Source organism: Runella zeae DSM 19591, assembly GCF_000423565.1.
GTDB lineage: Bacteria > Bacteroidota > Bacteroidia > Cytophagales > Spirosomataceae > Runella > Runella zeae.
In genome coordinates this window covers 17,111-39,624 of sequence record NZ_KE384041.1, presented here as the reverse complement: position 1 = coordinate 39,624, position 22,514 = coordinate 17,111, and the positions used below count along the sequence as shown (strand labels likewise).

The 22,514-nt window shown below is 41.3% G+C and carries 19 protein-coding genes; 14 read left to right on the top strand and 5 right to left on the bottom strand.

Annotation, left to right across the window (positions count from 1 at the left end):
- Positions 1-50: 50 nt before the first annotated feature.
- The gene (locus G563_RS0127190; protein ID WP_028668112.1) at positions 51-800 is read right to left on the bottom strand and encodes a DeoR/GlpR family DNA-binding transcription regulator; all 750 of its coding nucleotides are present in this window, start codon (positions 798-800) and stop codon (positions 51-53) included.
- A gap of 64 nt (positions 801-864) precedes the next feature.
- Here G563_RS0127190 and nudK point away from each other — a divergent pair, with 64 nt between their 5' ends.
- A complete protein-coding gene (gene nudK, locus G563_RS0127185) occupies positions 865-1,473 on the top strand; it encodes a GDP-mannose pyrophosphatase NudK (RefSeq protein WP_028668111.1) in 609 nt (202 codons plus the stop codon).
- On the opposite strand, the gene G563_RS0127180 is transcribed toward nudK, so the two are convergent.
- Positions 1,442-2,290 (bottom strand): N-acetylglucosamine kinase, encoded by an 849-nt coding sequence (locus tag G563_RS0127180; RefSeq protein ID WP_028668110.1) that lies wholly within the window; start codon positions 2,288-2,290, stop codon positions 1,442-1,444. The genes nudK and G563_RS0127180 overlap by 32 nt on opposite strands.
- A 17-nt stretch (positions 2,291-2,307) precedes the next feature.
- Positions 2,308-3,180 (bottom strand): glycosyltransferase, encoded by an 873-nt coding sequence (locus G563_RS0127175; protein WP_028668109.1) that lies wholly within the window; start codon positions 3,178-3,180, stop codon positions 2,308-2,310.
- Positions 3,181-3,393: 213 nt separating this feature from the next.
- Between G563_RS0127175 and lipB the strand changes: the two genes are divergently transcribed.
- Positions 3,394-4,113: a lipoyl(octanoyl) transferase LipB gene (gene lipB / locus G563_RS0127170; protein ID WP_028668108.1), complete on the top strand. Its 720-nt coding sequence runs from the start codon at positions 3,394-3,396 to the stop codon at positions 4,111-4,113.
- Here the strand turns inward: lipB and G563_RS0127165 are convergent.
- On the bottom strand, positions 4,103-5,428 hold the full coding sequence (locus tag G563_RS0127165; RefSeq protein ID WP_028668107.1) for a cytochrome P450: 1,326 nt from the start codon (positions 5,426-5,428) through the stop codon (positions 4,103-4,105). The two genes, lipB and G563_RS0127165, sit on opposite strands and share 11 nt — an antisense overlap.
- 193 nt (positions 5,429-5,621) lie before the next feature.
- Between G563_RS0127165 and G563_RS0127160 the strand changes: the two genes are divergently transcribed.
- A complete protein-coding gene (locus G563_RS0127160) occupies positions 5,622-7,523 on the top strand; it encodes a RecQ family ATP-dependent DNA helicase (RefSeq protein ID WP_028668106.1) in 1,902 nt (633 codons plus the stop codon).
- 66 nt (positions 7,524-7,589) lie between these two features.
- Positions 7,590-8,561, top strand: a complete 972-nt coding sequence (locus tag G563_RS0127155) for a Smr/MutS family protein (protein ID WP_028668105.1) — start codon at positions 7,590-7,592, stop codon at positions 8,559-8,561.
- Positions 8,562-8,616: 55 nt separating this feature from the next.
- Here the strand turns inward: G563_RS0127155 and G563_RS0127150 are convergent, their stop codons facing one another.
- Positions 8,617-8,937 (bottom strand): hypothetical protein, encoded by a 321-nt coding sequence (locus G563_RS0127150; RefSeq protein WP_028668104.1) that lies wholly within the window; start codon positions 8,935-8,937, stop codon positions 8,617-8,619.
- A gap of 238 nt (positions 8,938-9,175) precedes the next feature.
- Between G563_RS0127150 and dnaK the strand changes: the two genes are divergently transcribed.
- The 10 genes from dnaK to G563_RS0127100 all read left to right on the top strand — a co-directional run bounded on the left by dnaK (position 9,176) and on the right by G563_RS0127100 (position 22,385).
- Entirely contained in the window at positions 9,176-11,092 is a 1,917-nt protein-coding gene (gene dnaK / locus G563_RS0127145) for a molecular chaperone DnaK (RefSeq protein WP_028668103.1), read from the top strand.
- 184 nt (positions 11,093-11,276) lie between these two features.
- Entirely contained in the window at positions 11,277-13,652 is a 2,376-nt protein-coding gene (locus tag G563_RS0127140) for a hypothetical protein (RefSeq protein WP_028668102.1), read from the top strand.
- Positions 13,653-13,835: 183 nt separating this feature from the next.
- Positions 13,836-14,090 (top strand): hypothetical protein, encoded by a 255-nt coding sequence (locus G563_RS0127135; protein ID WP_028668101.1) that lies wholly within the window; start codon positions 13,836-13,838, stop codon positions 14,088-14,090.
- 60 nt (positions 14,091-14,150) lie between these two features.
- Positions 14,151-15,509, top strand: coding sequence for an SMI1/KNR4 family protein (locus tag G563_RS0127130; RefSeq protein ID WP_028668100.1), 1,359 nt, complete (start codon positions 14,151-14,153; stop codon positions 15,507-15,509).
- A 72-nt stretch (positions 15,510-15,581) separates the two neighbouring features.
- Positions 15,582-16,025 (top strand): DUF7684 family protein, encoded by a 444-nt coding sequence (locus tag G563_RS0127125; RefSeq protein ID WP_028668099.1) that lies wholly within the window; start codon positions 15,582-15,584, stop codon positions 16,023-16,025.
- The gene (locus G563_RS0127120; protein ID WP_028668098.1) at positions 16,018-16,497 is read left to right on the top strand and encodes a hypothetical protein; all 480 of its coding nucleotides are present in this window, start codon (positions 16,018-16,020) and stop codon (positions 16,495-16,497) included. Before G563_RS0127125 ends, G563_RS0127120 begins: the two co-directional genes overlap by 8 nt.
- Positions 16,498-16,655: 158 nt before the next feature.
- Positions 16,656-19,052: a TonB-dependent receptor gene (locus tag G563_RS36015; protein WP_051211243.1), complete on the top strand. Its 2,397-nt coding sequence runs from the start codon at positions 16,656-16,658 to the stop codon at positions 19,050-19,052.
- A gap of 87 nt (positions 19,053-19,139) precedes the next feature.
- The gene (locus tag G563_RS0127110; RefSeq protein WP_169579816.1) at positions 19,140-19,748 is read left to right on the top strand and encodes a Crp/Fnr family transcriptional regulator; all 609 of its coding nucleotides are present in this window, start codon (positions 19,140-19,142) and stop codon (positions 19,746-19,748) included.
- Between the two features lie 239 nt (positions 19,749-19,987).
- On the top strand, positions 19,988-21,274 hold the full coding sequence (locus G563_RS0127105; RefSeq protein ID WP_028668096.1) for a parallel beta-helix domain-containing protein: 1,287 nt from the start codon (positions 19,988-19,990) through the stop codon (positions 21,272-21,274).
- A 25-nt stretch (positions 21,275-21,299) separates the two neighbouring features.
- Positions 21,300-22,385, top strand: a complete 1,086-nt coding sequence (locus G563_RS0127100; RefSeq protein WP_028668095.1) for an SO2930 family diheme c-type cytochrome — start codon at positions 21,300-21,302, stop codon at positions 22,383-22,385.
- Positions 22,386-22,514: the final 129 nt, after the last annotated feature.

Below are 22,514 nucleotides of genomic sequence, written 5' to 3'. Positions count from 1 at the left end.
TTTTCAACTCACAACATTACAACGCAGACAGGGTTCAAACCCTGCCTGCGTTAATTCAAAACTCGTAATCCAACCTCACGATAGGGTGCCAAAATTGCATCGTTGGTTTCGTCGGTTACTAATACCTGAATCAAAGAGAGAGAAGCAAATTGTAAATATTTAGTGGTTTCTAACTTTGAAGCGTCACAAAGCAAATAGGTAGTCTTGGCCTGTCGCGCCATGCCTACGGTCATTTCTGCTTCTTTTTCACTTACCGCACTCAGACCATTAGCAACACTAATCCCTCCTACCCCCACAAAAGCTTTGTCGGCATGATAACGGAGGAGATGCTCTTGTGCCACAGCCCCATGCACCGCTTGCCGTTCTTTATCAATTTCCCCACCTACCAAATTAATTTCTACCTCCGTATTCATCAATTCATAAACTACAGGAAGAGAATTGGTAATAACTTTTATTCTTTTGTTTTTGATAAAATCACAAAGCTTAAAAACCGTACTCCCACAATCCATAAAAATGACGTCCCCTTCTTGAATTTCGGCCGCTGCCAATCGACATATCTGCTCCTTTTGAGAAGCATTCATGTTTGATTTTTGGGCAAAACTCACGGGTTGATTTACCAAACTTAACTTCATAGCACCTCCATGCGTGCGAAAAAGAAGCCCATCAGCTGCCATTGTGCCCAAATCACGTCTTATCGTAATCTCCGAAGTATCAAGCTGTTGAGCCAACTCTTTTACTTCGGCTTCTCCTTTTTCTTCCAGTATTTTTAAAATGATTTGTTTTCTACTTTGATAACTCATTTCATTTATTTTATTTTGCTCAAAAATAATCAAATTCAATCAAAAACAATCAAAAATAACAGCCATGAATAATCCTTCGGTTAAAATCATTGAAGAGAATTTGCTTTCCGACAATTGGTACATTCTGAAAAAAATCACTTTTGACTATCAAAATTCATCAGGCAAATGGTCGCGCCAATCACGTGAGGCTTACGACCGTGGCAATGGCTCTACTATTTTACTTTATAACAAAGCCCAGAACACGGTCATCTTAACCCGCCAATTCAGAATGCCGACTTACGTAAATGGCAATCCTACCGGAATGTTAATCGAAACTTGCGCTGGTCTTCTCGACAAAGATAATGCGGAAGATTGTATCAGACGGGAAACGGAAGAAGAAACGGGCTATCGTGTAACTGACGTTCAGAAGGTTTTTGAAGCTTATATGTCGCCTGGTTCGGTGACCGAAATCCTTTATTTTTTTGTAGCCGAATACCACAAAAACATGAAAGTAAATGAAGGTGGAGGCACCGAACACGAAAACGAGAACATTGAAGTCTTAGAAATTCCTTTTGAAGAAGCTCTTTCGATGATACAAACAGGGGAAATCAAAGACGGTAAAACTATCATGCTACTCCAATATGCCCAACTCCATCAGCTACTTAATCTTCAACAGGGCGGTGATAAAGCGTAAGTCCCGCGATTGGGGTTTCCATAACATGACCTATCGTTATGCCTTTTTCGGCAGCCGCTCTGCGCAAAATATCGTTGTAATAAAACGCCACCGAACCCACAAAATGCACCTTATATTGCTGATAATTAGGGAGTTTACAAACATACTTGGTCAAAAACTCGAGAAAGGCATCATAAGCCAATTGATATGTAAAAGGGTGGGTGCGATTGTCGAAAACAAATTTTGAGAAGCTTGCGAAATAGCGATTAGGAAAAGGTTTTTGATAGGCATTTTCCAAAACAATCTCCCGATTAAGGCCATAACGTCTGGCAAATTTTTCGGCTAATTCTTCGGGCATTTCTTTTTGTAAAAAAGCCACTACCACTTTTTTCCCAAGATAGCCGCCGCTCCCTTCATCGCCTAGCCAAAAACCAAGCGAAGGGATTTTGTCGGCAATAGAGTGACCGTCGTAAAGGCAATTATTAGAACCTGTCCCCAAAATACACGCAATGCCCGCTTCATGCCCACACAATCCGCGCGCTGCACCGAGCATATCGCTATCGACCTCCACGGTATGTGCTGAAGAAAAAACAGCCTGTAAACCTCTACGAACGATATTGCAAGGTTCTTCGCCTGCACAACCCGTTCCGTAAAAATAAATTTCGTTGACAATACCAGTCACCGACGGCAACAAATGTTGGGTCAATTCTTGGGCAATAGACTCCGAAGTTTGGTAGTATGGACTCAGTCCAATCGTTTTGGCCTGTTGGATATTTCCGTCGGTATCGATAATGCGCCAATCAGTCTTAGTGGCGCCGCTGTCTGCAATCAGTATCATAAAAGGGAGATTTGGTACTAGCTAGGTGGCAAAAATGCTGATTTTTTCTTTGAAAAACGCCATTTTTTAGCATTCTCCATGTTGATTTGTGTCAAATACCTAAATACCATACGGTTTCGAAAAATCCATTTGCGGGATAGTCGAAGCGCCAGCATATTTTTGAGAATACCTAATACGGGAAATATCCCCCACCGAAAATGTTCTTTTAAGGTTGTCAAAGTCGCAAGAAGTACTTGCTTGCGTCGGTGAGATGATATGCTTTTTTCGTCAAACTCATAAAACAAAAGATACTCAGGTAAATTGGCCACTTGCCAATGTTTGATTACCTGAAAGTAAAAAGCTAAATCCTCCCCTACTCTAAAACGTTCGTCGTATCCTTTGACCTCGTCCAGTACTTTTGTCCGAAACATGATAGAAGGATGCATAAAAGGACATGACCAGTATATTTTTTGGCGGATTTCGGTATCTTTAGTAGGCAGTGTACACACAAAAAGTCCTTCGCCTTTTTTGTCTACATACACTCCCCATGTACCTACCAAACCTATTTCGGGATGTTGTACCAAAAAAGCCCATTGCTTCTCAAATCGCTGTTTTCCGCAAGTATCACCACAATCCAACCTTGCGATAAAAAGGTACCCTTGCTCTCGAATCCAAATGAGACCGTGATTAATAGCTTTACAAATGCCCTGATTAACAGATAAGTACAAAAAATAAATATCTCCTCGAAAATTTTTCGATTGTCGGACTAAAGCTTCATCTATTTCTTCCTGACTCCCGTCATCTACCACTAGCACATCCACGTTCTCTGCACTTCCGATACTCGCAATTGATTTTTGAAGACCCTCGAAATCATTAAAATGAGGCAGCAAAATACAAACTTGAGGTTGCATATCTTTGATTTTATTTTTTAGTATATAAAATCTAAATACTCAGTATATTATTTTAAAACAATTGTTTTTATTACCGAAAGAATCCATTGTTAATCAGTCTTATGCTTGTAGCCTTTAGACGCCTAAAGGTCAAAAAGGAACTTAATCCACCAAATAATTGTGCAAAAGAATGTAAGCCGAAAGCTTACCTTTGTATCGTTTTTTTGAACTCCTATGAACACACTTACCGCTCATAAAGTACACTTTGAAGATTTAGGGTTGATTGATTACCAACAAGCTTGGGATTATCAAGAAAAACTATTGGCCGAAAATGTGGCGATTAAAAGCCAAAATCGGCAGCTATCCCTTGAAGCTCAAAAGAGTACGACCAATTACCTACTTTTTTGCCAACACCCTCACGTTTATACTTTAGGTAAAAGTGGTCATCTCGAAAATCTGCTTTTGACCGAAACCCAACTCCAGGATGTAGGGGCTACTTTCCACAAAATCAACCGAGGAGGAGATATTACTTATCATGGGCCGGGGCAATTGGTAGGATATCCTATTTTAGATTTGGAACATTTTTTTACGGATATTCACCGCTACATGCGCACTTTAGAAGAAGCCATCATTCTGACTTGTGCCGACTACGGCCTTTCAGCCGGGCGCATTGAGGGACTCACGGGCGTTTGGCTCGATTTTGAAACCCAACAAAATCCGCGCAAAATATGTGCCTTAGGCGTAAAATGCAGCCGATGGATTACGATGCACGGATTTGCCTTTAATGTCAACACCGATTTAGCTTATTTTGGGCACATTGTACCTTGCGGGATTTCAGATAAGGCCGTTACCTCCCTCCAACAAGAATTGGGTCGCCCATTATCGATGCCCGAAGTCGCTGAAAAATTGAAAGGTCATTTGCAGGAGTTGTTTGAGATGGAAATCACCGAATAAACATTTTTATGCCGTTCAGCGGTTTTAGCGTAATCAGTGGAAACATCATAGGTGGATGATGTTTGTCGGCCTCAAACGTAAATTTTTTCAATAAAGAAGCCAAAATCAACTGCATCTCAAGAATCGCAAATTGCTGCCCTATGCATATACGTGGCCCTGCCCCAAACGGCAAATAGGCATATTTGTTACGATTTTTCACCGCATCAGGGTTAAAATTTTCTGGTTCAAACAGCATAGGATGCTCCCAAAGAGCTGGATGGCGATGAAGTGCAAAAATGGGCATGAATACAATGGCTCCTTTCGGAATCGTCATTCCTTCAATCGTATCATCAGCGATGGCTTCACGGGCTACTGCCCAGGCTGGCGGAAACAATCTCAACCCTTCTTCTACTACCTGGCGCGTATATTTCATGGCCATCAATTGTTCCAATGTAGGAACATCCGCAAACAAATGGCTTTCTGCCCGAATTTTGGCAACTATCTCTGGATGCTGCGACAGCTCCCACAATAACCAATTCAGGCCATTGGCGGAGGTTTCATGACCTGCTGCAAACATGGTTATCACTTCGTCACGCACCTGCCTATCATTCATGGGTTGGCCCGTTTCTTCGTCGATACATTCGAGCAACATTTGTAGCATATCATCGTGAGTTTCTCCCGAATCGCGACGTTGCGTAATGACATCTATTACCAACTGATCAAAATAAGCTACGTCTTTCCGAAAACGCCGATTGGCGCCATTGATCGACAGCCACGGTTTCAAATACGGTTGACGAATCTGGGTTATAATATGCTGCTGGGTATGGTTGATTTGCTGGTAAATCTCGGCTTTATTTTCATTGGAAATCGTACTAAAAAGCGTTTTGAGAGCAATATCAGCAGTAAGAGCCATCATTTTTTCATCTATATCTACTGCTTCGCGGCCTCTTTCCTCCTCTAATTCATGAAGAAATGCGGTAGTAATTTCACGCATGGTCTGGAATAAGGTTTGTAATCGCTCTCGATGAAAAACGGGCTGAATCAACCTCCGCTGACGCAGCCAAAAATCACCCTCACTTGTAAGTAATCCTTCTCCTAATACTTGTTTTAATTCCTTCACCGCGCCTCCTTTAAGATAATTTTTATTATTGGCTTGAAGCACATGCTTAAAAAAAGCCGGGTCACGGGTAAACACTAGTTTACGAAATAAAGCAAGTTGAAATGTATCTCCACACGCTGTAAACCCTTTTTGAAGAAATGCCAAAGGATCTTTAGCAAATGTAAAGGGGGTTTTGAGGGGAACAACACTAGGACGATAATGCGGAATGGTAGCCATATAAGAAATTACTGTTATATCACATTGAGCAAATCTAAATCCAAAATGGTGATTACCCAATCTGTGGGTAAAATTCTTCACATATATGACTAATTCCTTTTCAAGATTCTAATAACTCCTACAAACGTCGTAGGCAAAAATATTTATTTACTCTTGCAACCATTAACTTTGCGCTCCATTTTGATACGCGTCCATGATTCACGACATTCTCAAAAAATACTGGAATTACGATACTTTTCGACCTCTACAACAAAACATCATCGAAGCAGTTTTGGCAGGGCAAGATACTTTGGCTTTACTGCCTACGGGCGGTGGTAAGTCGCTGTGTTTTCAGGTGCCGGCTTTGGCCCAAGAAGGCATTTGTATCGTGGTGACGCCGCTCATTGCGCTCATGAAAGACCAAGTAGAGCAGCTCCGCCGCCGTCGAATCATGGCAGCGGCGATCTACTCTGGCATGAATTGGCACGAAATCGACATTGTACTCGACAACTGCATCCACGGCACTACTAAGTTTTTGTACGTATCGCCCGAACGCCTCCGTACCGATATCTTCTTGGCAAGGGTCAAACAAATGAAGGTCTGTCTTTTGGCTATCGACGAAGCCCACTGTATTTCGCAATGGGGCTATGATTTTCGTCCTGCTTACTTGCAAATTGCCGAGTTTCGAAAACTCATTCCCACGGTTCCGCTTATTGCCCTGACTGCCTCAGCCACCGAACCCGTCAAAGCTGATATATGTCAAAAGCTCGAAATGAGCCAACCCGCCATTTTTCAAGCTACTTTTGCGCGTTCTAACTTATCTTATTCTGCTTTTTTTGAAGAAAACAAAGAAGCACGGCTCCTCAAAATCCTCCAAAATGTGCAAGGTAGTGCCATTATCTATGTACGCAATCGCCGCCGTACCAAAGAAGTAGCCGATTGGCTTAATCGACAAGGCATTCGGTCGGAGTTTTATCATGCGGGCCTTCCTACCAAACAGCGTAGCGATAAGCAAGAAGCTTGGATTCGCAACCGCGTACGGGTGATGGTGGCTACGAATGCTTTTGGGATGGGCATCGACAAACCCGACGTACGCGTAGTAATTCATATCGACCTGCCCGACAACCTCGAAGCCTACTACCAAGAAGCGGGCCGCGCTGGACGCGACGGTCAAAAAGCCTATGCTGTTGCGCTCTATTCGTCCAAAGATTTGAATGAATTGATTCGGGTCGTTGATCAAAAATACCCACCCATCCAACTTGTCAGACGCGTATATCAAGCACTTGCCAATTATTACCGAATTCCGGTCGGAGGTGGCGAATTTGAAAACTTCGATTTTGATTTACAAGATTTTACGGGAACATTTGGACTACCCATTTCTGAAACACACTTTGCGCTAAAACTCCTTGAAGAAGAAGGATTTATCCAACTAAGCGAAGCTTACAATAGCAGTTCCAAAATCCATATTATCGTCGATAATCGGGCGCTTTATGAGCTTCAACTCAAATACCCTCAGTACGATAGTTTCATCAAACTTCTGCTCCGAATGTACGGCGGTGAGGTATTTACGCAGTTTGTGTATATTTCCGAAACTGCCATCGGACAAAAACACTACAGCATGGAACCGGAAGTAATTGCGCTGTTGCAAGGCTTGCACGACAAAGGGGTTTTGGTGTATGACAAACAACGCGACAAGCCACAGTTTTCGTTTACAACTCCTCGCTACGATGCCAACCAAATGCCTATCAATGCGTTGGCGATTGAAGAAAAACAAAAAACGGATTATAGTCGCATCGAAGCCGTCAGCAACTACGTACAGCACACTACCCGCTGCCGTACACAATTGCTCCAACAGTACTTTGGGGAAGAAACCCATCAAACCTGCGGCATCTGCGACAATTGCCTTGCCAAAAAGAAAAAAGGAATGCCTGCCCCCGAACACCAAAAGCTCCGCAGCGAAATCCTACGTCTTTTAGGGATGAGTCCGCTTACTCCCCAACAACTCATTGCAACCTTTGGAATCAAAAACGAACAAAGCGCCATCGAGGCTATCAGGGAACTATTGGAAGAGGAGGTCGTTATCTATGAAAAGGAAGGGACTTTACGACTCAAATAAAGAAGCTCAACTCCCCAATTTGCAAATTTGCACATTTTCAAATTTATTTAATTCTACACGTCACTCATGAATATAGGAGATAAAGTAAGGTTAGTTCATTCGAAAGAAGAAGGAATCATCACTCGTTTTTTGCAAAACGACGTGGTTGAGATTGAAATTGAAGAAGGGTTTCGTTTGCCGGTCCTCAAAAGAGAGCTTGCGGTGGTGTCGTCGGTAGAGGGGCAATTTTTTCGCGGACAAAAAGGCAGTCAACCTGCCGAAAAGTCAGCCGAAAGCAGACCCAGCGGTATCCGCGCCGAAAAAGGGATTTTTATGGCATTTATTCCCCTCAACGACCGCGAAATCGCCCTGCATCTTGTCAATAATACCGACTGGGATTTGCCGTATGCGCTCACGCAGCCTAGCGAACGTCATCAGCGTGGGCTATCGGGCGGCGTACTCAAGGCCAAAAGCAGCGTAAAAGTGCAAGACTTACTTATCAAGGATTTTGACGATTGGGGTACGTTTGTGTTCAACTGCCTGTATTATACGGTAGGGTTTTCGCCCGAACGCGCCCCGCTCAACAAACGCGTGAAATTCAGAGCCAATACATTTTTCAAAAACAAGCGCAAAGCTCCCCTACTCGACAAAGACGCCTACTTGTATCAGCTTGATGCCGACGAAAAAATCGAACAGCCCGTCAATGCCCAAACATTGAAAGAAAAAATGTTTGAGAAAAACGAACCTGAGCCAGCCGTGCCTCCCAAAGTAGAGCGCCCTGCGGCAGTGATAGACTTGCACATCGAAAAGCTCACCCGCGATTTTTTGACGCTAAACAACGCCCAAATGATTGATATTCAACTCAAAACATTTGAACAACAACTCGAAAAAGCCATTGCCAGCGGCATGGACGAGATTACGTTTATCCACGGCGTAGGCAACGGCGTATTGCGAACCGAAATCCATCGCCGACTTGGCAAGCACAAAAACGTGCAGTTTTACCAAGACGCTCAAAAAGAGAAGTTTGGCTACGGTGCTACCAAAGTCAAAATCAAGTAAGAGCAGATTTTTTTTACATCAATAGACATTCCAAGTGAAGGAAACTTGGAATGTCTCATTTCCCCAACACCACCGCAATAAGCTGTTTTTTCTGGCGCAACGCTTCTATTTCTTTCTGTTCATTCAAGAGTTTTGCTAAAGTAGCCGTCAGCCGTTTTTTCACGCTTCGGCGTTTGATATTGAGCAGTTTGGCCACGGCCTCTTCATATACCAAATCGTGATTTTCATTGTAAAACCTGACCAAAGTAGTATCACGTGCGGCGGGGCTTATCTCTGTAGTCCAAAATCCCCGAGCTGGGTAAGTATGTACACGGGTGTGTTGACCGTGTACATGCCCTAGCCCTACAATAAGCATCATAAAAAATAGAGTTTTCATAATTTGAAAAAGGGTAAAGTCTAACTTCTATGATGTGTTAGTCGCTTTTGGGCCTCTTTATAGAAACAGGAATTTCTTATTTTTTTGAAAAACCATAAAAACTTCATTCTGCCAAATTGTCATTTTTAAGGATAGTTGTTAGGGCTGGCACGTTCGTTGTGTAAAACAACACGTACAGATTGAGAAAACATCCAAATCACTCAATCATTTATCATTCAATTAATAATTTAAGAAAGACATGGGAAAAATAATTGGAATTGACTTAGGTACTACCAACTCGTGCGTGGCTGTTATGGAAGGTAACGAACCCGTCGTAATCGCCAACAGCGAGGGCGCGCGTACCACCCCCTCTGTAGTGGCGTTTATGGACAATGGTAACGGCGAGCGCAAAGTAGGTGCTCCTGCTAAGCGTCAGGCCATTACCAACCCCTCTAATACTATATCATCGATTAAGCGTTTTATGGGAAAACGCTTCACCGAAGTAGGCAGCGAAATCAAAACCGTGGCTTACAACGTAGAACAAGGTCCTAACAACACCCCACGCGTTCGTATTGGCGACCAACTCTATACTCCCCAACAAATCTCGGCGCACATTTTGACCAAAATGAAGCAAACTGCCGAAGACTATTTGGGACAAACCGTAACAGAAGCCGTTATCACGGTTCCAGCTTACTTCAACGACGCCGAGCGCCAAGCCACCAAAGAAGCGGGTATCATCGCGGGTCTTGATGTAAAACGTATCATCAATGAGCCTACTGCCGCTGCTTTGGCATACGGTCTCGACAAACAAGGTAAAGACGTCAAAATCGCCGTTTTTGACTTAGGTGGTGGTACTTTCGACGTATCTATCCTTGAATTGGGCGACGGAGTATTTGAAGTAAAATCGACCGACGGTGATACACACCTTGGTGGTGACGACTTCGACCAAGTGATTATCGACTGGCTTGCCGATGAGTTCAAAAAAGACGAAGGCATCGACTTGCGTCAGGATGCAATGGCACTCCAACGCTTGAAAGAAGCCGCCGAAAAAGCCAAAATCGAGCTTTCTAGCTCTTCTCAATCCGAAATCAACTTGCCTTATATCTTCCCCGTCAACGGTATTCCAAAACACTTGGTACGCTCGTTGAGCAAAGCGAAGTTTGAGCAATTGGCCGACCGCCTGTTCCAACGCATGATGGAACCTTGCAAACGCGCCATGAACAACTCCGGTCTCCGTATTTCGGATATCGACGAAGTGATTCTGGTGGGTGGTTCGACTCGTATCCCACGTGTACAAGAAGAAGTGGAGAAATTCTTCAACCGCAAGCCTTCTAAGAGTGTTAACCCTGACGAAGCAGTAGCTATCGGAGCGGCTATCCAAGGAGGTGTATTGACAGGTGAAGTAAAAGACGTACTCTTGCTCGACGTGATTCCGTTGTCGTTGGGTATCGAAACCCTCGGTGGCGTGTTTACCAAACTCATCGAAGCCAACACTACCATTCCTACCAAAAAATCAGAGACTTTCTCAACTGCCTCTGACAATCAACCTTCGGTAGAGTTGCATGTGTTGCAAGGCGAACGTCCTATGGCTACCCAAAACCGTACCCTTGGGCGTTTCCACCTCGACGGTATTCCACCAGCCCCACGCGGTATTCCACAAATCGAAGTAACTTTTGACGTGGATGCCAACGGTATCTTGAATGTAACCGCCAAAGACAAAGGCACTGGCAAAGAGCAAAAAATCCGTATCGAAGCCTCTAGCGGATTGTCAGACGCCGAAATCCAACGGATGCGCGAAGAAGCCAAAGCCAACGAAGCTGCTGACAAAGCCGCTCGTGAGGAAATCGAAAAAGTAAACGCCGCTGACTCGATGATTTTCAGCACCGAAAAACAACTCAAAGAGTACGGTGACAAACTCTCAGCAGGCAGCAAATCAAGCATCGAAGGGGCATTGGAAGAGTTGCGTACAGCACACGGCAGCCGCAACGTAGCCGCCATCGACGCAGCCATGAACAAAATCACCGAAGCATGGAACGCCGCCTCACAAGAAATCTACGCTGCCGGCCCTGACGCCGCTGCCGCTGGTGGTGCCCAAGACCCCAACGCCGGCCAAGGCCAAGCCAAATCAGGCGCAAGCAACGAAGGTGAGTTTGTGAATTTTGAAGAAGTGAAGTAATTCGTCAGAATGATAAATTTAAGACAGCCCTGCCGCGAGGTGGGGCTGTCTTTTTTTGTTATCATCATTAGAAAAAAATTAAATAACTTATGTTATGAACTAATATTAAGCATAATTTATGAAAATTTGGAACTAGTAGCAATAGTGAATATATTGCTAAATCTAAGTTTTAGATAATGATATTATGGAAAGCTTCACCAAAATTGACAATATTGTAGAGATTTGTATTGCTTTAGACATAGCGATATTAGGTATAGCCTATCCAATCATTGTAGATAAAATCTCTACTATTGGTGACAAATACGGCTCTCTTTACATATCTAATGTTTTTGAAAGCACTTGGCCACAAAGAAAAGTTGGTAAAAGGGAATTTAAAATTTCATTATTCAGGTTAATAGTTTATTTTACTCTATCAACCTTTTTTTTTCAAGTCTTTCAATTCAAGCCTTGGTTTAAATTAGAGGATTGGCTTGCTTATCTTAATAATCCTAACAATTTCATGCTACGTGGGCTCCGTCCACTTGTGCTTTCTTTTGACTTTAGCCCGTATTTTGGTTGGAAGCATTGGTTTTGGATGCTTGAAAACTCTGCTGATTTGTTGGTGTTCATTGCTTCTGGATTGTTGATTGTTAGCTTTTTTATTTGGTTGAACAAAGTAGCATTGTTCAGTGGCAAATCGACTTCACTACTAACAGAGTTGACAAATATGTATAGCAGGTCAAAAGAAGATTCAGACCTTAGACGTTATTGTCTGAAAAGTATTAATGAGTTAACCTATTATGCCGTAGAAAAGCAGGACGAACATCTTGAAAAGACAATAATAAGGTTTTATTCCGGTGTTTTCTTGGAATATCAGAGAAGGCATGATAGAAGCGAACCACTGAGATATGATTTTGATTTGTATGATGTCATTTATAAGCTTCATATTTTATTTGTAAATACCAAGAATATAAAACTTCCAAGTCTTGAGGAATATGTTGTTAGTGGGAAATGGCTTTTAGGAGATGGGATTCCAAATCCTATCTCTGAAGAAACATACAGATCGATGTGGATGAATTTATGTGTGATTTCCGAAAATGAAAGGCTTATAAGATTATTTTGGGCTAATTCAAATCTATATTTTTCTCGTTCTTTAGGAGTGGTTAGTGAAAATTATGAGAATTTAAAGCTCACAAATAATGATGAAATTGACAAGAGAAATAAAGAGCGTAGCAGATTCAAGGAATTACATTATGCATTAGGAGGATTATTGCTATATAGGAGACAAAATAAAGCTATTAACTATATTTTCACATATTCGCGCTTTCACCCTTCTAAATATTTTCTACTTCCATATTCAATGAGAGAAGTCTTTGAATTATTTGATTTTTTTAGTAATACATATAGTAATACAGAACAGCCTTTAGACGCAAAATATTCATTTCCTGAATTAGACAATTTAGCGATTAGCGGGAAAGTTATTGATTTTATATCAAGCTATATAACACTACTGTTTATTAGGCAATATATGTTAGAAGAGCATTTTCGCAATAAAAGTTATATCATTTTATATAATTTACCCGAAGAAATTAGTGATTTATACAGATGGAGCGAAAATATTTCTTATTTTAAAAAATGCTTAAACGACATTATTAACAATAAAGAGTTGTTGAAGGATGTAGGATTTGACAAGATGTTGAAGCAAGAAAAATTTCAAGAAGATAACAGTGAGGTTGGAGATGGATATAAAAAAGTTAAAATTAAAACATTTGATGATTTTTTAGAAGAACTTAAAGACAAAGTTTGGGATAAAATAAGAGCTAAAAGAAAATCAGCAGAAATTTCAGAAGATAAAGAAAAGGCTTTTGAAAATGATTCAAAGAAAGAAATTGATAAAGTTTTTAAGAAGTATGATAGTTTGTTTAACAAAACGAATAGTGAAGAAACTAATGATGGTGATTTAAAGATTTACATTGACGGTATCAGAAATTTCTCTCCAAGAATAGATTTTACTGAATATGGCACTTCCTCTGTACTTACTGCAACATTAGCCACTTATAAAATAAGGAAAGGTATTGTTGATTCCTTTTTGGTCGCTAAAACAAAGAGTTATTTATTGCATAAGGATAATCTGAATGTGGGACTTGAGCGAATAATAGGCGCCGCTAAAGATGTGTTAGTATTGGGCTTCAATGTAGGGGATAATAATAAAAAGAAGTTAAAAGGATTTAACGTTCAGTTTTATGAAATTACGCATTTTGAGAATGTATTATTCATATTGAGGAGAAGTGACTTACCAATTATCGAGTATAAAGACTTAGAGGAAGATATAATAACCCAACAGCAACTAAAGCCCTTGAATGAAGACTTAAATACTTACTACTCTATTATTGATATAGAAAATTCCAAGAATGAACAAGTAGAAGGGTCAGTAGATGAAGAATATAGAGTACAAATATCAATCTCATTTCTTTGGGAAATTATTTGGAAAAGGGATAGAAGTGTAGTGCAGGTAAATATAATGTCACCATACTATGAGCAAGGTATAGAGACCGAATTAAATAATATTGAACCCCTGTGATTTGTAGGGATAGTAATGATATAAAAGAGGAACTAAATCGTATCAGTTAATTTAGGTTCCAACTATTGTGAATATTAACATAACTGAGTAGAGTGAACGAGAAATAGTGCGTAAACAAAGACAAGAAGAGCCAAACCACCACTAAAACCCTCACTATAAATCCATTAAAACAACTCCAAACCAATGCTAAATACCAGAGATTACTCAAAAATGACATTAGAAGAACTAAAGTCAGAAGAGCACAAATTGAAATCCCAAAAAATCACTATGGCCGTGATAATCGGCTTTCTTGTGGGCCTTGCGGTGTGGTCGGCTACGCACAAGGGTGGCATTCTTACCTTTATTTTCCTAATTGCGGCCCTGCTTATTGCCTCCAGCTATTCAAAAAAACAAAAAGGCATTCAAGCGGAGATAAATCGCAGAGAGAGGAATCGTTAATTAAGAAACCTGTAAAATTGGCAGCTCCAAAGATACTTCTAATCACAATTTTTGATTTCTATGAAAGTTAAGAAATTATTTGAATTAATTTCAAGCTCTTGCCCTGATTACAAAGAGCGAATAGAGAACCCTACTAATTTACAAAATCTATATCAAATAGAAAAAGACAATCAAATTAAGTTTCCAGATGCTTATTTTGAGCTATATTCAATTTTAAGCGAAGAAAGTTTATGTTTGGCATTAGGATGGTCTTTTATTTCAATTGAGCGAATGTTATTTGATTTATCTGTACCTCCAAGCTCAGGCAGTGTTATTTGTCATAACAAAACATTAGTAAAACCCTTCAATAAGTCCAATAAAAGGATTTTAATCGCCGACAACTATGATGGCTCAAAGATGTATTTAGATTTTGACCCCAACTTAGAAGGAAACTATGGCCAAGTGATTGTTCTTATCGAAAATGAAATAATATTTAATGTAGCTAAAGATTTTGGGTCGTTTATTGATTTCATATACAATGAAATAGCTAACAAAAAGGCTTATTTCGACAAGGACGATGAAGTCTTTGTATTTAAAATAAGACAAAACAAACCATATCATTCATTATGGTATGAACTAAGTTGTCAGTTCCAAAAAAATGTCAAGTATATAGAAATAGAAGACATTGACTCCGAACTACGGGAGTCTATTTTTGAGTTAAACAAAGATTATATAAGGCCACATTTCACACTAGATGATTACGGGAAAATCTTCAATATTGAACTAACCTCATCGTTCAAAAATCGAGTAGACATCATAAAACATTTCCCTAATTTATCGCACTTGTCAATAGATTTAGACGAAACAAATATTTTATTAATCAAAGAGCTAAATATTGACTATTTATCTATTAACACAAAATTAAAAAATTTAATATTTAAAAACACTTTTCCTTTAATAAGAAAATTAAAAATTAATTATGCTCCTAATTTAGAAGACTTGAATTTTCTTAAATATTTCCCAAAACTAGAAGCACTTCATATTGAGAACACCGACAACCACCTTGATTTATATCCAATCATACATTCCATTTCATTAAAAAATATATTTATAAATTTTGGAAAATTTCTAAACTTTAACTTTATAAAAGAACTTGTTAATGTTGAATATATTGATGTATCTAATACCAACTTTTACAACTTAGAGTTACTAAGCAAAATTAAAACATTAAAATATTTAAATATAGAAAATTGCCCTATTGTAAATCCAGAAGTATTAAGCGAGTTTATCAATCCCATTTCAATCCATTGCGATGTTTCAATTTTTGTTTCTTATTCACAACTAAGTAGTCCTATAAAACACAAATTTGATTCATTGAATGGCACATTGACAGATGATGAGTATTCAATATGGACGAATTATTGTGAAATCAAAAAATAATTTGTCCATTATTCTTTTGGGTTTAATACATTTTCAAAGTTTTTACACCCTCACTCTTGAGATACAAACGACATGACAGAGTATATTCATTCACGTAATGTTGTTTTGGTTGAGTATAATACTACTCAAAACTGGTATGCTCAAATTCCAAACCAAAATTGGTTGTGCGTGCTTATAAGCGATAATACCGCAAGAAGATATCTTGATGAGGTGATTGCGAAAATTATCGCTAAAGATGTTTGTTGGATTAGCACCGTAGGCAAACAATGCGCAATGCTTCATGATTTAGTCGACGAAGAAATTACCTTTAGAGAAGTGGATATAGATAAGCTATACCTACCTCAGCATCATATTATGACGACTTGGCACACCAATTTTGAGGAAGGTATTTGGTTTTCAATCATAGCCGCTAATGCCGACGAAATTGACATTGAAACTGTTATTTTACTGGACATGACCCACGGGAAAAGAAGAAAGGACATTGAAATGGCAATAACCAAGGTCAAAAATGGATAATTATCCTCCGCATTTTAAAAAGCTATTTAGTATTATAGCTATGTTTATGTTGGTGTATACTTTTGTTGAAATTTATTTAGCTAGAAATACATGGGCAATCAAAAACTTAGTCTATTTCATCCCTTTGATTGGATTTTCCTTGTTATACAGACAAGGCTTTTTTTATAAGCCCATCCGTTTTGATGCTCAATTTTTCTATCCACCTAAGAATAAGCCTGCTATTCTACTTTCTTCTATTCAGTCAATCAAGCTAACTTCTCTGGCCAATAAAAACGTTTATTATTGGGAAATAACTTACCTATCTGACAAGCCTATGTCTGTTCGGGTTCTTCCACCTATCATGGAAGATAGCTTTGCTAGATTTATAGGAGCAGTAAAAGAGGCCAATCCTACGGTTGATGCCGATATTTTTGAATTTAACTTGTATTTTGGCTTCTTGCCTTTTGTCCATTGGAAGCCGAAGAAGACCTGAATTTGCCCTGTCAAGGAAATACTACGTTTTTTAAAATTAATAGCACAAAGCACTATTTGACCCCATTTTAAGCTTTTCGCAGCCTTTGGGGAAATTATTTTTGTAGTATTTCAACAAAAACTATAATTTGTCGCGGTATCCTCATTTCCCTAAACCCCATGCGAAAATACCTTTCCCTGACATTTTTGCTCCTATTGAGCAGCTTTTTAAGTGTAGTAGCGCAAACCAAAACCCAAACCGTTCGAGGAAGAGTGATTGACCGTGTCAATCGGCAACCGATGGTCGGTGTGTCGGTCGTAGTGGTTGGAACAACGCAAGGTGCTCAGACCAATGCGCTGGGAGAATTTGTATTGTCCAACGTGCGTATCGGGCGAACGTCCGTGAAATGCTCAATGGTGGGGTACGAAGACTATACGACCGAAGAATTTATCCTGAACTCAGTGCGGGAAGTGGTGTTGAACGTTGAATTGAAAGAAAACCTCTACAACTTACAAGAGGTAAAAGTCGTGTCATCCCAAAACCTTAGTCGGCCTGTCAACGACCTCGCGTATGTCAGTGCGCGTTCGTTTACGGTCGAAGAAACCGAGCGGATTCCTGCGTCGGTCAACGACCCAGGGCGGATGGCGTTGGCGTACCCAGGCGTAAAAGCGGGACGTGATGAAAACGAAAACAAAATCATCGTACGGGGCAACTCTCCCTTTGGTATTTTGTGGCGTTTGGAAGGAATCGACATTCCCAATCCCAATCACTTTGCCCAGCCAGGTTCGGGAGGGGGAGGAATTTCGGTATTCAGTGCTCAGTTGCTCGGCCGCTCCGATTTTTTTACGGGAGGAATGCCTGCTGAATACGGAAATGCGTTATCGGGGGCGTTTGACATTCGGTTTCGAGAAGGAAACCTACAAAAACGAGAATATCGGGCCAAAGTTGGGGTATTGGGATTAGATTTTTCAACCGAGGGAGCGATTAAAAAAGGCCGTTCGTCGTACTTGGTCAACTACCGTTATTCGACACTAGGGCTGCTGAGTCAAATGGGTTTTTATTTGGTGGGCGAACGCGTCACGAACCTGTTTCAAGACTTGTCGTTTAATTTGGCTTTTCACAGTAAAGATGGCAAACGTACTACGACCGTTTTTGGATTAGGAGGTCTCAGTGAAGAACATTATATGCCAGTAGAACCTGCCGAAAAACGAGTAGCTGGCAAAGCCGATAATTGGGAAGACCGCGTACGACCTGCCAACATGGGGGCGTTAGGAGTGACGCATACCGCCAATCTCAGCGAAAAATCGTCGATAAAATACGTCGTGGCGGTGATTGGAAGTGGCATTAAGCGAAATTCGGATACGCTCAATTTACAAGACGTACGGTTTCGGTACGACACCCAACAGTACGATGAGTTTCGGTTGGCTGCTACTGCCGCTTACAATTATAAATTTGATGCCAAAACGCGCCTGAAAGCGGGGCTTATTGCCAATTACATCAAATTTTCATTCTTCAAAGAAACCGCCCCGCGCGCTTCCGTGACCGATATTAATGTGCTCAATGCGGGTCGCCAACAGTCGGTGAATGGCAAGGGAACGACCCAAACGGTGCAAGCGTACGCGCAAATTGTCCGCAACCTTACCGACCGATTGGTGATGAATGCGGGGCTTCATTCGATGTACTTGGCGTTAAATAATACAACTTCTTTGGAGCCGCGTTTGTCGTTTCAATACCGTTCGCCCAAGGCCCATACTGTAAGTTTGGCATACGGGCTTCACAGCCAACTATTGCCGATGAGTACTTATTTTTACCTTAAAAAAGACACCATTGCGGGGAAAATCGTGGAATCCTACCCCAACCAAAAAGCCGCTTTCCCACGGTCACATCATTTGATTTTGAGTTATAACTACATCACGCCAAGTTTGTGGAAGTTTTCGACCGAAGTATATTTACAACTACTGCGCAAAGTTCTTGTAGAACCTAACGCAGGTTCGGCGTATTGGATGCTCAACGGCGCGGATGGATTTCCTGAATTTACAACGGTAGCGAAAGGCAAAGGGAAAAACTACGGAATAGATATGTCGGTTGAGCGTTTTTTCTCGAAAAAATACTACTTGCTTATCACAGGTTCATTGTTTAACTCAACGTACCAAACCGCCGACAGTAAAACGTACAATTCGGCCTTCAACGACCGATTTAGCACTGCGTTGACTTTTGGACGAGAGTTTACGTTTAAAAATGGTTCGGTATTTCAACTAGGCGCTCGTTCGATGTACAACGGCGGGTACCGTTATACCCCGATTGATGCGGTGGCCTCGGCCAAAGCAAAACGTTTCATCCCCTTGGCGGGAGCCGACTATGCTGCACAAGCTCCTGCGTATTTCAGGGTTGACGGGCGAGTGTCGTATCGCTCTAACCGTAAGAAATACGCCACTGTTCTTTCGCTCGATGTACAAAATGCGACGAACAACCTCAATTACACCAGCACCAGCTACAACGTCGTAACCAATACCCTTGAGCCTCGTCGCGCTGGAAACGGTTTTGTGCCTGTATTGAGTTATCAAATTGATTTTTAGGGGCTTGTGTGTCGTTGATAGTTGGTAAAAGGTATGAAGCTTTCTTTGGGCAAATACATAGTGTTCTTGGTGGTTAAAATAAATTGAATGCTGAAACTGAGGGCTTTTGCTATGGAATGGAGACGAAACTTTATTACTTACTTACAGGGTTTTATTCCGCTGTCGTCGGAAGCAAAAATGGCACTGTTGGACGCATTGAAAGTTCGGCAATACGCTAAGCGTGAGCATATTGTGCCGCTCAATGGGGTCAGCGATGTCATTTCTTTTATTGCCAAAGGGTGCGTGCGAGAATATTATCACAACAACCAAGCGGAAGAAGTAGTGGTGTGGTTTGGAATAGAAAATGACATTGCGGTGTCTTTGCCAAGCTTCATTTCCCAACGACCCAGTCATACGGCGATTCAGGCCATTGAACTCACCAACGTGGTACAACTAAGCCGCGCGGATTTGTACCAACTGTACGACCAATTTCACGAGATTGAACGTTTGGGACGTATTATTGCTGAGCACTATTTGATGAACAGTGATGCGTATATCAAAGAACTACAAACCCAAAATGCCGCCGAACGTTACCATAACTTAATGACGCTAAAACCACAAATCCTACAACGGGTACCGCTATCCATGATTGCTTCTTTCTTAGGAATCAGCGGTGAAACTTTGAGTCGAATTCGTGCCAAACGAGCAAACTATTGATTTTTAGTTGTTTAGGTTTTATGTTTTGCGTCAGAGACGCAGTGCCATTGTGACCCAAATGATAGTTTGGGTCAAGCTCGACAAGCTCATCAAGCTCGTCCCGACATAATGTCGGGACGAAATCGGTACAAAGTCTCTGACTTTAGCAAATAATTACGATTTTTTGACAAATGTCAAGGAACAGTCTCCCTATAACACTCTATTTTTGTCCCATAACCACTAAACCCATTGCCTGTACCATGAACTTCTTAAAAACCCTCGTTGGGGCTGCTATGGTCGTAGCTTTACTTACTGCCTGTGGCTCCCAAGAAACCAAAAAAAGTAAGCTAGAAATTGCTTCTTTGCCAAAAGCGACACCCGAACAAATGGAGGCGTTGGTTGCGAAGTTTATTGAAGCAAAAGAAGGCGAGACAATTGAAATTCCCGAAGGATTTTACGAAATGAATACCCAATTGATTTTGGATAAAGTCAATAAGGTAACCATTAAAGGAGCAGGAATGTATAACACCGTGATGTCGTTTAAAAATATCAAAACGGGCGGTGAAGGAATGAAAATAGCGGGCGATGGGATTACGCTCCAAGATTTTACGGTGATGGATGCCCCTGGCGATTGCATCAAAACGCAACATTGCAACAGCATCACGTTCCGTGGGGTGAACACGACTTGGACCAACGATAAAAACTCTAAAAATGGCACATATGGCATTTATCCCGTTCAGTGCAAGAATGTATTAGTAGAAAAATGCGAGGTTTCGCACTCGCGCGATGCGGGTATTTACGTGGGGCAGTCCGAAAATATCATTGTACGCGACAACTATGTGTTTGAAAATGTAGCAGGCATTGAGATTGAAAACTCGGATAACGCGGAGGTCTATAACAACCTCGCCGAAAACAACACAGGAGGAATTTTGATTTTTAATTTGCCAGGTTTACCCAAAGCCTTTGGGTCGCGTACGAAGGTATATAACAACACGCTTAAAGAAAACAACCACGAAAACTTTGCTGAAGTAAGCAATGGACAAAATGGCAATGCCGTTACGATGATTCCGCCTGGGAGTGGGATTATTGTCTTGGCAGGCAATGAGGTCGAGATTTTTAACAATAAAATCTTGAATCACAAGACATACTCGATTGCGATTGCGAGCTACCACATTACCGAATTGCCCATTCCGAATCACCCTGGATGGTCACCATTTACCACCAACGTTTCGGTGCATGATAATACGTTTGAGCGGACGTTCGGGGTGCCTGATTTGACCAAAGAAATGGGGAAACTGGTGGCAGCAAAGTGCTTTAAATCGCAAGATGTGATCTATGACGGCATCATTGATGAGAAAAAAGGTAAATCGGCGGAGCAAAACCCGATGAATATTTGCATTAAGGAAAACCAGAAAGATTTTCGTTTTTCGCGCTTCTTAATCCCTGCCAGTGGCGCAGTGACCGAAATTGAGGTCTTTAATGATGTCAAGCCGTTTGCAGCGTGTAATGTAGAGGTAAAAACGGATGTGAAAAACCTAAGCCTATAAGGTTTTGAGATTAATACTTTCAACTATGTTCAAATCAAAACTCCTCTGGGCCTCGCTCGTAACGATGACTGTAGGTTGGTTGTACAGTTGTAGAGTGCAAAACCAAGCAACTGCGCACCCTTCCCAGCTTAACTTTAGCGAATTTCCCCTTAAAAAACTGTCAGATTACGGCTTTTACAAGGGCGAGCTAAGGCAATTGACTCCCAACGACAAAGTACTCGAATACGAGCCCGTAGCGACATTATTTACCGATTATGCCTTCAAAAAACGCTTTGTTTGGATGCCTGAGGGTACTTCGGCGACGTTTGACGTGAGTCAGCCCAACGAGCCCCTCGATTTTCCTGATAAAACAATTTTGGTCAAAAATTTCTACTATCCACATGATTTCTCTAAACCAACGGGCGAGCGACGAATTCTTGAAACGCGCTTATTGGTAAAAGACAAAGGAACATGGAAAGCCTATCCTTACCGCTGGAAGGACGACCAAACCGAAGCCGATTATAAAATAACGGGCGAAACGATTCCCGTAAGCTGGAAAGACGAAGCAGGGCAAGCACACCAAATCAATTACGCCATTCCCAACAAAAATCAGTGCAAAAGCTGCCATAATCGGAAGGACGTTTTTATGCCAATTGGCCCAAAAATTAAGCAGTTGAACCACGAGCTTGCCTACCAAGACGGGAAAGAAAATCAGTTGACACGTTGGCAAAAAGTGGGTTATCTGAAGGCCAAAGCCGAAGATATTGCGAAAGTAGTACCGTTGGTAAGCATGAACGACGCGAAGGCATCACTCAATGACCGTGCGCGTTCGTATTTGGATGTCAACTGTGGTCATTGTCATCATGCCAACGGTCCAGCTTCTACCTCAGGGCTTTATCTGAACGTTGAAGAAAAAGACCCGTTTCATTGGGGCGTGATGAAATCGCCCGTCGCAGCAGGAATGGGAGCGGGGCCGTACCGATTTGACATTAATCCAGGGAAAGGAAAAGAATCCATTCTTACCTACCGTATGAACTCCGTACATCCAGGCGTAATGATGCCCGAAATTGGCCGCGTGAGCATCCACAAAGAAGGCGTAGCGCTAATTACGCAGTGGATTGATGGGTTGTAGAAGGCTAAGTAAAGAAGAAGTATTATTTTTCTTATTGTGCTTGGCCTCGGAGACGCAGAACCATTTTTGACCCAAATCATAGTTTGGGTCAAGCTATCGTCCCGACATGATGTCGGGACGAAATAGGCA